Source organism: Coleofasciculaceae cyanobacterium, assembly GCA_036703275.1.
Classification (GTDB): domain Bacteria; phylum Cyanobacteriota; class Cyanobacteriia; order Cyanobacteriales; family Xenococcaceae; genus Waterburya.
The window spans coordinates 14,517-26,410 of the sequence record DATNPK010000104.1 but is presented as its reverse complement, the minus strand read 5'-3'; the positions used below and the strand labels follow the sequence as shown (position 1 = coordinate 26,410).

At 40.8% G+C, this 11,894-nt stretch carries 11 protein-coding genes; 6 read left to right on the top strand and 5 right to left on the bottom strand.

Annotated elements, in window-relative coordinates:
* The first annotated feature begins 52 nt into the window (after nt 1–52).
* Entirely contained in the window at nt 53–895 is an 843-nt protein-coding gene (folP, locus tag V6C71_22995) for a dihydropteroate synthase (protein ID HEY9771323.1), read from the top strand.
* Between the two features lie 142 nt (nt 896–1,037).
* On the opposite strand, the gene V6C71_22990 is transcribed toward folP, so the two are convergent.
* From V6C71_22990 to V6C71_22970, 5 genes are all read right to left on the bottom strand, one after another.
* Complete coding sequence (locus tag V6C71_22990; GenBank protein ID HEY9771322.1) at nt 1,038–1,415, bottom strand: ester cyclase; 378 nt, start codon at nt 1,413–1,415, stop codon at nt 1,038–1,040.
* Nucleotides 1,416–1,478: 63 nt separating this feature from the next.
* Nucleotides 1,479–2,381, bottom strand: coding sequence for an ACP S-malonyltransferase (fabD, locus tag V6C71_22985; GenBank protein HEY9771321.1), 903 nt, complete (start codon nt 2,379–2,381; stop codon nt 1,479–1,481).
* A gap of 161 nt (nt 2,382–2,542) precedes the next feature.
* Entirely contained in the window at nt 2,543–3,712 is a 1,170-nt protein-coding gene (locus tag V6C71_22980) for a CO2 hydration protein (protein ID HEY9771320.1), read from the bottom strand.
* 44 nt (nt 3,713–3,756) lie between these two features.
* Nucleotides 3,757–5,208: an NADH-quinone oxidoreductase subunit M gene (locus tag V6C71_22975; protein HEY9771319.1), complete on the bottom strand. Its 1,452-nt coding sequence runs from the start codon at nt 5,206–5,208 to the stop codon at nt 3,757–3,759.
* 79 nt (nt 5,209–5,287) lie between these two features.
* Nucleotides 5,288–7,183, bottom strand: coding sequence for an NAD(P)H-quinone oxidoreductase subunit F (locus tag V6C71_22970; protein HEY9771318.1), 1,896 nt, complete (start codon nt 7,181–7,183; stop codon nt 5,288–5,290).
* A 950-nt stretch (nt 7,184–8,133) separates the two neighbouring features.
* Between V6C71_22970 and V6C71_22965 the strand changes: the two genes are divergently transcribed.
* From V6C71_22965 to V6C71_22945, 5 genes are all read left to right on the top strand, one after another.
* Nucleotides 8,134–8,445 (top strand): carbon dioxide-concentrating mechanism protein CcmK, encoded by a 312-nt coding sequence (locus tag V6C71_22965; protein ID HEY9771317.1) that lies wholly within the window; start codon nt 8,134–8,136, stop codon nt 8,443–8,445.
* A 101-nt stretch (nt 8,446–8,546) separates the two neighbouring features.
* Entirely contained in the window at nt 8,547–8,858 is a 312-nt protein-coding gene (locus tag V6C71_22960; GenBank protein HEY9771316.1) for a BMC domain-containing protein, read from the top strand.
* A gap of 126 nt (nt 8,859–8,984) precedes the next feature.
* Entirely contained in the window at nt 8,985–9,323 is a 339-nt protein-coding gene (locus V6C71_22955; GenBank protein HEY9771315.1) for a BMC domain-containing protein, read from the top strand.
* Nucleotides 9,324–9,353: 30 nt separating this feature from the next.
* A complete protein-coding gene (locus V6C71_22950) occupies nt 9,354–9,662 on the top strand; it encodes a EutN/CcmL family microcompartment protein (protein ID HEY9771314.1) in 309 nt (102 codons plus the stop codon).
* A gap of 78 nt (nt 9,663–9,740) precedes the next feature.
* On the top strand, nt 9,741–11,834 hold the full coding sequence (locus V6C71_22945) for a ribulose bisphosphate carboxylase small subunit (GenBank protein HEY9771313.1): 2,094 nt from the start codon (nt 9,741–9,743) through the stop codon (nt 11,832–11,834).
* The last annotated feature ends 60 nt before the right edge of the window (nt 11,835–11,894 follow it).

The following is an 11,894-nucleotide window of genomic DNA, read 5'->3' as shown; positions in this document are numbered from 1 at the left end:
CATATTCCAGTTTCAATTTAGGCTCTTTTATTATTTAAACAAAGCTAATTTTATGACCTTAAAGATTCGCGATCGCACTTTTAACTGGGGCGAAAGAACTTATTTAATGGGGATTCTCAACGTTACTCCCGATAGTTTTAGTGATGGTGGTGAATTCGATCGTGTTGAGACTGCCTTAACTCAAGCCAGAGACATGATCGATCGTGGTGTAGATATTATTGATATTGGTGGAGAATCTACTCGCCCGAATGCAGCAGAGATCTCTGTTGAAGAGGAACTAGCCAGAGTTATTCCTGTGATTCAACAACTACGAAAAAGTTCAATTCCGATTTCCATCGATACGACTAAAGCTATTGTGGCTCAAGAAGCGATCGCAGCAGGAGCAGATATTGTTAATGATATCTCTGGAGCAACTTTTGATGACCAGATGCTGTCAACAATTTCTCGATTAAACGTTCCGCTGATCTTGATGCACATTCGCGGTACTCCAAAAACGATGCAGTCTTTGACTGAATATCAAGACGTGGTAGCAGAAGTATTAAAATTTTTAACTAATCAAATAGCTAAAGCGATCGCCTGTGGTATCCCCAGAGATCATCTTATTATCGATCCAGGTATTGGTTTTGCTAAAACAGCAGAGCAAAGTTTAACTTTAATTCAGCGTTTAAGCGAACTAAAAGCTTTAGAATTACCGATTTTGGTCGGAGTATCTCGTAAAAGTTTTATGCGTCCTATCCTGCAAAAAAGCCTTCCCAAAGAGCGAATTTGGGGGACTGCTGCTGCTTGTTATGGCGCGATCGCTAGGGGGGCAGATGTTTTAAGAGTTCATGATGTAGCTCAAATGTATGATGTCTGTCGAGTAGCAGACGCAATTGAACGGAATTTTGTTAGCTGATAAATTAGCTACATCAGTAATCATCAACCGCAAATAATCTAAAGAGATTGTCTTTATTATCTAAAAAGTTTCAAGAGAGTATTTTTGAGAATTGGTAGAAAAAGTTTGGGACTGGGGAGAAACATAATGCCTAACTGTTGCATTAAGCCTTGAGCATCTTTTGTCCCCAATGTTCGATAATCTTGCTCTGTTCAATGCGATCGATGTGCATAATTGATATTGTAATTTGCTTTCTCGGAGGAAGCCCTTGAAAGTCTTCCGTATGTATAGCGGTAAATGTTCCACAGGTAACAACTTTCTCCCCTTCTACGATTACTTCATCAAACTGATGCTGACCATTAGTAAAGGCTGAATAAAATGTCATGCCAAACTGTTTAAAACCATCACTATCTAGTGTCTTTGGTATTCCAGCCAAATAAGCAAAATCAGCAGCTAATAGCGTAAAAGCCTTATCGATGTCTCGATCGTCGAAAGCTCGATAAAATTCAAGAACTAAATTTTTGTTCGTGACAGTTGACATGATAATATTGCTAACTAAATATGCTGCAACAATTTTTTACTACGTTAGTGTATGAGTCTTAACTTAGGAGATTAAGGCTGTTGCTTTAGTATTTAATTGTTCTAGTGTGCCAATAGCCTGCAAATTAATTTCGCGACAGGTTCTTTTAATTAAGCCACACAAAACTTTTCCTGGCCCAACTTCGAGCGCATTAGTGACTTCCTCTTGAGAAAATTGCAGCATGGTTTCGCGCCAGCGGACTGAGCTAGTGATTTGCTTAGCTAGTCGACGTTTCAGCTCTTGTCCCTCGGTGGTAGGAGTCGGATCGACATTAGAAATGACTGGTATTTTTGCTTCATTAAAGCTAACAGCGTCTAATACTGCCAAAAAGCGATCGCCCGCCTCTTGCATCAGGGGAGAATGAAAAGCACCAGAAACATTTAACGTCATGGCTCTTTTTGCTTTTACTGTGCTTAAAATATTTTCTACTGCTTCTGGAGTACCAGAAATAACTACTTGTGCTTCGCTATTATCATTAGCTAAAACCACATCAGTAGTATTGTTTAAGGCGGTAATTAATTCAGCGCGATCGAACTTCATTAAGGCTGCCATTTTTCCCCCAGCAGCACTATCCATTAATTCAGCTCTTTTGTTGACGAGTCTTAATCCCGATTCAAAATCGAAAACCCCTGCTGCATATAAAGCGACATATTCACCTAGGCTGTGACCTGCTACTAACTGCGGCAAACCTGTTTTCTCTACTAACAAATCTGCCAATATTGATTCAACAACATATAGACAAGGTTGAGTATAAAGAGTACGAGCCAAGGTTGATTCATCTCCCTGACAAATATCTAATACAGACCAACCAAGTATTTTTTCTGCTACTTTAAACTTTGCTCGTGCAGGGGAAATATTTTGTAAATCTATTCCCATTCCTACTTCCTGAGAACCTTGTCCTGGAAATACCCATGCGGTTTTTGTCATGACTCAAAATTATGTTTTTTTGAATGTTATGACTGTCTATGTATATTGAAGTTAACTCTTGTGAGCTTAAGATTTTCTTAATAAACAGTTTGACATTGATTATCTCACTCTGTGGTGGCAAATTTGTCGAATAGCAAATGAAATAATCAAGATAAATAATATTAAGAGAGCTTTGCTGTTAGTTGATTTCTAGTTTGGCTGTTGACTTTAATCAATTGAGATTCTAGAATTCGGTTTAGCCAGCCTGTTAAATATTTGCGGTTAGCCAGTTTTTGTTCAGGATCGTCTGTATCAAGAGGATGAGGAGCTAATCCTTTTACCGCTGCGGTAGTAACGCAGAACATTGATTTTTGAAAACTCTCACAAATTTGTATTCTTATATCTCCTAACCCACGAATACTTTTTTGTTCATAGAGTTGGCGAAGATAGTCTGGTAAAAAATGGCGCATATCCTGCATTAAAAGTGTCGGAGGAATACCAGCGCCACCAATAGGCAAAGGATCGGCATAGAGTGCGCCGTAGTTAAACATTCCTGGGTCATAGGGAATCTCATAAGCTTGGGCATTATAAGATACTGTACCTGGAAAAGGAGTTCCTCTAAAAAAGATTGCTTCAACATAAGGTACGGCGGTATCAGCTAAGAAAGTCAATCCTGCGGACTTTGGCAGGATATCAAATTCACGATCGCGCAACTTTACTGTATAGGTAATCGGACGCATGGCATCTGCCACTAGAGCATCAAGAATAAACTTAACCACGTCGGGAATAGACTTAATCTCACCGCGATCGTAACTATCAGATAGCTCCAGAAACATATCGCTCATTACCCGCCAAAACTGTCCCAGCGCGCTATAGTAACACATTTGGCGCATTTGCTCGGGTAGAAAATCTTTGAATGCCTTGTGTAAAGTCAGCATCAAAGGGTTGTACTTATGATACTCCCTGATTAGCTTATCGGTTTGCTGGGCAAACTCTGGAGTATTGAGATAGGCATCTAAACCACCGCCACCATGCCAAAACATTGCTTTCATGCAGTATTCAGCATATTCGTAATTAATGCGATCGTGCCAAACAAACTTAGCTACACTAGCCGCATCTACCTTGCCATTAAAATACTTAAACACGGGAAACAGTTTTAAAAATTGGGTATTAGCGGTATAGCAAAGATTGGTAGAGTAAGCATCTAAAACTACGCCATAACTTTTAAGAATACCGATAACTTCGATTAAATTTTGAGGAGAATTATCAAGCAAGGCTTCTCCTTTTTCTAGCCTGGTAATATATTCTTCAATCAAAAGGGATTTGGAACGTTTAACGGAAATGCCGACCATGATTTTATCTAAACCGTATTGATTTAACGTTTAAAAATGTAAAATTAGCTCCCTGTTAACAGAGCGATCGCCTGTACTTCGCAGATGTGAGTTACCCAGTCTGGCTTAATCCCAAAGGTAATAATCAGCAGCAGCAAGACAAAGGCAGGCGCGTGTTCACTCCATTTCACAGGAGGTAGTTGAGCCAGTCCTTCTGTCAAGCGACCAAAAAAGACTTTATTAATAACTAATAAGAAGTAAACTGCTGTTAGACCTGTTCCCACAAGGCAAAGCAGAGTTGGGATCGGGAAAATAGGAAAACTGCCTCTAAATACTAGAAATTCCGAGATAAAACCGACCATCCCAGGTAGCCCAGAGCTTGCCATCACGCCTAAGATCATTAATCCGCCAGTAACAGGCAGTCCTCTTTCTGGATTAAGTAAGCCTCGTAAGACATCTACGTCTCGTGAACCAGTTTTTTTGTAAACCATGCCCACCAGGAGGAAAAGAAAGGCTGAGATTAAACCGTGGCTGACCATTTGGAATACTGCTGCGGTCATGCTAAGACGAGTAGTAGCGGTGGCAGCTAGAAGGATATAAGCCATGTGAGCAATGGACGAGTATGCCACTACTTTTTTCATATCTTTCTGCGCGATCGCACAAGATGCCCCATATAAAGCACTAATACTGGCTAAAATTGCCAACCAAGGAGCAAGATATAACCAGCCTTCGAGAAACAGTCCCACCGCAAAACGCAACAGAGCATAAGTACCTAGCTTTAGTAATACTCCTGCCAGCAGCACCGATATGGGAGTAGATGCCTGGACGTGAGCATCAGGAAGCCAAGTATGAAAAGGAAAAATCGGAATTTTGATGAAGATTCCTACCAGCAATGGTGCAAGTAACAGTAGTTGAGTGGCTAGAGGTAAAGTATGCGATCGCAACGGTAGATAATCAAAGCTGCTTGCCTCGGTCAACCAGACCAAACCCAAGAAAGAAGCCAAGACTAAAATTCCCGACACAGCAGTATAAAGCAAAAACTTCATTGCTGCGTAACCTCGTTGTGCACCACCCCAAATGGCAATCAAAAAGTATAGAGGTATAATTTCCAGTTCATAGAACAAAAAGAACAGCAATAAATCTTGAGCCAAAAACGCCCCTGCCGCCCCGCCACTCAACAGTAGCAACATAGCGTAGTATAGTCTAGGTCTTTGAATAGTTGAACTAGTACTAAAGATGGCAATCAGAGTTAAGAAACTATTGAGCAGTACCAAAGGAAAAGAAAGACCATCAATTCCCAAGTGATAGTTCAAACCAATCCATTCAATCCAGGGAATATCTTCGACAAACTGAAAGCTTTCCTGTTGGTAATCAAACTGAAAAGCAACAATTATGTTAATGACTAAAACGCTAACTGCGGTAACAATAGCAATATTGCGGGGAGTATTTCCTTGGTGAGAAATCAAACCAATTATGGCTGCACTCACAAAAGGAATCAAAATTAAGGCACTGAGCATGATGCTATCTAAAAAAAATTAACTAAAATCGATTCAAAGCGGTTTAAAATTGGGCATCAAAACTATTACTACATAATTACTACATAATGGATGACCAGTAACTCGTCACCATTGACCACTGACCATTGATCGTCGACCAGAGAAGTAATCCCACGGCAATCACCATCGTGGTGATATAAAACTGAGATTGTCCAGAAGTATTGTATTTTAGAGCATTACTACTAAAAATTGTTGCCAGACTAACCAAGTTAACTGCTCCGTCTACTACATAGCGATCGATCCAAGAGGCAAATTTGGCCAAATTAGAAACTGCTGCAATCACGGTAATTTCATATAGTTTGTCGATGTAGAAATCATAAGCCAATAAATCTTGAAAGAAGCGCAGGGTCAGGTTGCTCGATCGAGCCCAAGGTTTTCTTATTGTTATTGTTGAACCGATAATACATCCCAAAGCACCAGAGGCAATTAATAACGGTGTTGCATATTGAGTAATCAACCCAGGTTGCTCTAAGGATAAGGGACTGTTGGGACTTAACCAAAGAGGCCACTGTACTGGAGCCAAAGAAGCAATCAAGGTGACTATGATTAGAGAAACCATTGGTACCGACATCTGCCAGGGAACTTCAGGGGCGCGACGGCTTTTCACTTGAGGTTTGCCCAAGAAGATGACTCGAAACAAGCGCGTTAAGTTAATCGCCGAAAAGACATTAACAAACATGACAATGAACAGTAGCCACCAATCCACATCCCAAGAGCCACTAAACCACCGATTATAAGTCCAAAATATCCCTAACGGCGAAAAGGCAATCAATCCTGCTGCACCAGCCAAGAAGGACAGGCTAGTGGCTGGCATTCTCGACCACAAACCACCCATCTCAGTAACGTTTTGATTATTGGTAGTTAGAATGACCGAGCCAGCACTCATAAACAATAAAGCTTTAGCGAGCGCATGACTAAACAGCAGCAAAAAAGCTATATCTACCTGTCTTAATCCCACCGCGATAAATACCAAACCCATATAGGCACTGGTTGAATGAGATAATGCCCGTTTGATGTCTATTTGCGCGATCGCCATTAAAGATGTCCCAATTGCCGTAACCATTCCTACAACAATCAAAGCAGTGGCAGAAATTGGCGAAATTGCAGTTGCAGGCTCTAGCTTAATCAAAACATAAGCTCCAGCCGATACCACAATTGAGTTCCGCATGATTCCCGCTGGATTCGGTCCTTCCATCGCTTCGTCTAACCATAGGTTAAGCGGAAACTGGGCGCATTTACCAATCGGTCCTGCAATCAAAGCTAACCCCAAAAATGCTGCGATCGTCGGATCGAGTTGATTTCCATTCACCCAATTCTCTAACTGGGAAAAATTTAGCCCTTCGCCATAGCTAGAAAGAGCTATGATCGCCATCAATAATATTATGTCTCCTACTCTCTTTGTCAAAAAAGCATCTCTAGCAGCCGTCACTACTAGTGGTTGAGCATACCAAAAACCAACTAAAAGATAAGTTGATAAGGTTAGAGCCTCTAGCAAACAGTAACTCAGTAGCAAAGAATCGCTTAGAGCCAAACCAGCCAAAGCAGCTTCAAAGAACCCCATCAAGGCAAAGAAGCGTGCTAGCGACCAATCTTTTTCCATATAGCCCAAAGCGTAAATTTGTACTAACAGGCTAATGCCCGTTACTACTTCTAATGCTCCAAAGCTTACTGGAGACAGCTCAAACGACAACCTTAAATCCAGATCTGCTACCTGTAACCAGTGAAATACAAGCTGCTGTGCTGGTCTAGCCCAGATTAAATTAAAAATTATTGAAGCGTGGACAAACCCCACTACAGTCATCAATATATTAATATATGCTGCGGGACGGGGACCTGTCTTACGAATAATACCTAAAGACCACGGAAGAGTAATAATCGCACCTACTAAGCTATATATAGGTATTACCCAAAAATTTCCTAATAGAAAGTCAGTCATTAAAACTGCCCATTAATTTACAACACCAAAATTTTATAGTTACCAATTCGGTTAGCCGAGTTTTCCTAAGCTAGGGCAACCACTATTGATTATTTTTCTTAAACCCTTATTTTAACAGCAATTATGCCTCTAAATATTATTTCCAATAAACCCAGATAAATTTTGATAGTCTTGAATAAATAGTTAAGACAGATAACTATATAAGTTTCTTCTGCCACCAATCTTTGATGAACAGATATTTTGGCTCTTAAGTTAAATCTGTTATCTAAAAAAAGATTTACTAGTAATTTATACTCTAAATTTCTGCCTAAATTAATCTTAGTTAAGGTTTTATGCTGGGATCGACTGCTCATTCAACTAGATTGTCTGTGCTGTCATGATTTAAAGATTGCCACCTTTAAATCACAATTAGTCAGGCTGGCAAAACTAGATGCAACATATCATTAAAAGCTCGATCAAATAAATACGAGCCTTTTGATAACATGTATATTACACATATAGATTAAAGTAAGATCTGGTTTCATCAGACATTATGAATAAATTATAAATAGTAAATGTATCTTTAATACAAGCCGCTACTCAAGGCACAAATAGTGATTGTTTTGCTACCAAGTATTAATTCTTATTAACAATCAAATTAAAAAATATAATCATGTTTTATGTTGTCAAAGGAGTCAAGGTTATTTATGCTTGATTATAGGTAAGTAAATTAGCCAGTACCGAATTTTTATGGCTCTGTAATTTTTGGGCAAGGTAGCTTAAGTTACTTCACAGTTTGACCCAAAAAAAAGTAGAATTCATAGTTATTATATGAGCCTGGAAAATTTAGTTTGGTAGCCACGTTTAAGAGCGGAAAAATACGACAAGCCTTGGTAATTGAGCATTTCGGCTTCATTAATTTGGCTATTCATCTTACTTGATATTCTGTTTAAAGAGGAAAAGATACAAAAATGTCTATCGCAGTAGGAATGATCGAAACTCTGGGGTTTCCCGCAGTAGTAGAGGCAGCGGACTCTATGGTCAAGGCGGCTCGTGTCACCCTGGTGGGATACGAGAAAATCGGGACAGGTCGCGTAACCGTGATTGTGCGTGGCGATGTATCAGAAGTACAGGCTTCCGTTGCTGCTGGAGTGGAATCTGTTAAAAGAGTTAAAGGTGGTGAGGTGTTATCGATCCACATTATTGCTCGTCCTCATGAAAACCTCGAATATGTCCTACCGATTCGCTATACCGAAGCAGTAGAACAATTTCGCGACTATTAGTGATTTTTGAATCAAACTAATTATTTCAGTCTCAGAATCGAACGATAGTAAATTTAGTAAAAGTGGCTAGCACAACAGCTAGCTCTCTAAGGAGTAAAAGTATGTCAATTGCAGTCGGAATGATTGAAACCTTGGGTTTCCCTGCGGTAGTAGAAGCAGCAGATGCTATGGTCAAGGCGGCTCGTGTAACCTTAGTGGGATATGAAAAAATCGGCACAGGTCGTGTAACTGTAATCGTTCGGGGTGATGTATCAGAAGTACAGGCGTCTGTTGCTGCGGGAACTGAAAATGTGACCAGAGTAAATGGCGGTCAAGTATTATCTACTCACATTATTGCTCGTCCTCACGAAAACTTGGAGTATGTTTTGCCTATCCGTTACACCGAAGAAGTAGAGCAGTTTCGCACCTATTAATAAATTATTAAGTAGGAATATCGAAATAGCTTCAGAGCGAAATTAATAACAAATTAAACAATTTAGGCGATTACGCGACCTTTAACCTTGCGTAACGCGCCCCTAAAAATTCAGGAGTTAAAAATTATGTCAATTGCAGTCGGAATGATCGAAACCTTAGGCTTTCCTGCGGTAGTGGAAGCAGCAGATGCTATGGTGAAAGCAGCTCGTGTCACCCTGGTGGGATACGAAAAAATCGGCACAGGTCGTGTAACTGTAATCGTTCGGGGTGATGTATCAGAAGTACAGGCGTCTGTTTCTGCGGGAACTGAAAATGTAAGTCGGGTAAATGGCGGTCAAGTATTATCTACTCACATTATTGCTCGTCCTCACGAAAACCTGGAGTATGTTCTGCCCATTCGCTACACCGAAGCTGTAGAGCAGTTTCGTGAAAGCGTTAATCCCCGTCCTTTAAGAAGACCATAAAATTAATATTAATTTAGGCAACATTCTGGTATGCAGATAGCCCAAGTTCGTGGCACGGTAGTTAGCACGCATAAAGCTCCCAGCATGAGAGGAATCAAGTTACTTTTGGTTCAGTATATCGATGAATCAGGTCAGCTTTTACCAAAGTATGAAGTTGCAGGAGACTTGATTGGTGCTGGGGTTAGCGAGTGGGTTTTGGTCAGTCGAGGTGGCGCAGCTCGTATTGAGGCTGGTCAAGAGTCAAAACCACTTGATGCCACTGTTGTTGGCATTATTGATACGGTCAACGTCGATCGTAATGCTCTCTACAGTAAAAAAGAAGCAGAGCGTTTGTCTTAGGGCTTAAGTGGCAAAGAATGTAGCTTAGTTGAGATCGATCAAAACAATGGTTAAGTTAGTTTAGGAGGAATTAAAACAATGGCAGTCCGCACCAAAGCGGCTCCCCCGACTCCGTGGTCGAATAATTTAGCAACACCAAGAATAGATGAAAGTGCCTACGTGCATTCTTTTTCTCGATTAATTGGTGATGTAAGGATAGGAGCAAATGTTTTTGTTGCTCCTGGTAGTTCCATCAGAGCCGATGAGGGAACGCCTTTTCACATTGGAGAGAGTAGCAATATTCAAGATGGCGTTGTAATTCATGGTCTAGAAAAAGGTCGGGTAGTTGGTGATGATAACCAAGAGTATTCGGTCTGGATTGGCAGAAACACCTGTATTACTCACATGGCGCTGATTCATGGACCAGCCTACATTGGAGACGAATGCTTTATTGGTTTTCGCTCCACTGTCTTTAATGCCAAAGTAGGTGATGGTTGCATTATCATGATGCACGCTTTAATTCAAGATGTAGAAATTCCTCCAGGAAAGTATGTTCCTTCAGGAGCAGTGATCGTCAATCAGCAGCAGGCGGAACGTTTGCCTGATGTAATAGAGGGCGATCGCTACTTTGCTAACCACGTGGTCGAAATCAACGAGGCTCTTTTGGCTGGTTATCGCTGCGCCGATGATGAAGCCTGTGTAAATCCTCAAGTTTACAAAGCTCGCGGACGTGGTAAAACCGACGCAAATCCCAATTTCAATGTCAATAATGAGAATGATTATATAAATTCAGTAGAGAATATGAGTTTAAGTTCAGACATTAGAACCCAAGTGCGATCGCTATTGGCGCAAGGCTGTATTATCAGTACAGAACACGCTAACCAACGTCGCTTTAAAACCAAATCCTGGCTTACTGGTGGTCAAATAGACAGTCGAAAAGAAAATCAGGTTATAGCTCAGTTAGATTCTGTGCTTCGTGAGTGTCAAGGTGAATATGTCAGGCTAATAGGAATAGATCCCAAGGCTAAAAGAAGAGTTGCCGAAATTATAGTTCAACGTCCTGGAGATACTCCTGGGTCGGGAACTGTCAAAAGTGTTGCTACTCACGAGCGAGGTCGAAGCCATGGTGGTAGAAATCGCTCTAACTACAGTAGCGTAGCTCAGGGAAGCCTGGCAGGTGATATTGCAGGTCAAATTAATAGTTTAATTTCTCAAGGCTGTAGCATTGGGATTGAACGTGCCAGCAAACGTCGCTTCAAAACTAAATCTTGGCTTACTGTCGGGCAAATTGAAGGCGGTAGCAACAAAATATTTAACGCCATTGAACAGGCTATGATGGAATATCCCAATGAGTATGTTCGCGTCATCGGCGTTGATACTAATGCCAAAAGGAGAACAGCTGAAATAATCGTGCAGCGTCCTGGAGAGGCTCCAGTACAGTCTTCTAAAAGTTTTGCAAGTTCTAGCTACAGTAATGGTAACGGTGGTAAAGCTAGTTACAGTAGCAATGGTACTAGCAGTAGCTTAGATTCAGAAGTAGTTCAAGAAATTCGCTCTTTGTTGGCCGCTGGCTATCAAATTGGCTCAGAACACGCCGACACAAGACGTTTCAAAACTAAATCTTGGAAAAGCTGTTCTCCTATTGATAGTGGTCGGGAATCTGAAGTAGTTGCTGCTTTAGAACATTGTTTGGCAGAACATAAAGGCGAATATGTTCGTATGTTGGGCATCGATTCTCAAGCCAAACGCAGAGTTGCTGAAACTATTATCCAAAGACCGAGTGATAATCCCAAAGCTAAAAGCAACGGTAATGGAAGTCGCAACGGCAATGGCAATGATAATGGCAAGGATCGAAGTTACTTTGTAGCTGATTACACTAGCGGTAATAAGCATAAAGGTCGCCCAGCAAATTACAACACGTTTAGTCAACGTCATTTAAGTGATGAAGCAATTCAAGAAGTTCGTTCTCTACTTGCTGCTGGCTATAAGATCGGTATGGAACATGCAGATAAGCGACGCTTTAAAACCAAATCCTGGAAAAGTTGCGCTCCGATCGATAGTCGTCATGAGTTAGACGTAGTTGCTTCATTAGAAGTATGTTTAGCTGAACACAGCAACGAATATGTTCGTTTGTTAGGAATTGACCCCAAAAACAAAAGAAGAGTTGCTGAAACGATTATTCAACGACCATAAATGTCTGTAGAGGTTGCGTTCGTGTACTAGAGGACAAGGGAGCAGTAATTAGTAATTTTT

What these genes read in the sequence shown, in the direction of transcription:
- V6C71_22975 (HEY9771319.1), bottom strand. Translation starts at nt 5,208, where the DNA reads ATGCTCAGTGCCTTAATTTTGATTCCTTTTGTGAGTGCAGCCATAATT.
- V6C71_22965 (HEY9771317.1), top strand. Translation starts at nt 8,134, where the DNA reads ATGTCTATCGCAGTAGGAATGATCGAAACTCTGGGGTTTCCCGCAGTA.
- V6C71_22980 (HEY9771320.1), bottom strand. Translation starts at nt 3,712, where the DNA reads ATGGTCGGCATTTCCGTTAAACGTTCCAAATCCCTTTTGATTGAAGAA.
- V6C71_22945 (HEY9771313.1), top strand. Translation starts at nt 9,741, where the DNA reads ATGGCAGTCCGCACCAAAGCGGCTCCCCCGACTCCGTGGTCGAATAAT.
- V6C71_22950 (HEY9771314.1), top strand. Translation starts at nt 9,354, where the DNA reads ATGCAGATAGCCCAAGTTCGTGGCACGGTAGTTAGCACGCATAAAGCT.
- folP (HEY9771323.1), top strand. Translation starts at nt 53, where the DNA reads ATGACCTTAAAGATTCGCGATCGCACTTTTAACTGGGGCGAAAGAACT.
- fabD (HEY9771321.1), bottom strand. Translation starts at nt 2,381, where the DNA reads ATGACAAAAACCGCATGGGTATTTCCAGGACAAGGTTCTCAGGAAGTA.
- V6C71_22970 (HEY9771318.1), bottom strand. Translation starts at nt 7,183, where the DNA reads ATGACTGACTTTCTATTAGGAAATTTTTGGGTAATACCTATATATAGC.
- V6C71_22990 (HEY9771322.1), bottom strand. Translation starts at nt 1,415, where the DNA reads ATGTCAACTGTCACGAACAAAAATTTAGTTCTTGAATTTTATCGAGCT.
- V6C71_22955 (HEY9771315.1), top strand. Translation starts at nt 8,985, where the DNA reads ATGTCAATTGCAGTCGGAATGATCGAAACCTTAGGCTTTCCTGCGGTA.
- V6C71_22960 (HEY9771316.1), top strand. Translation starts at nt 8,547, where the DNA reads ATGTCAATTGCAGTCGGAATGATTGAAACCTTGGGTTTCCCTGCGGTA.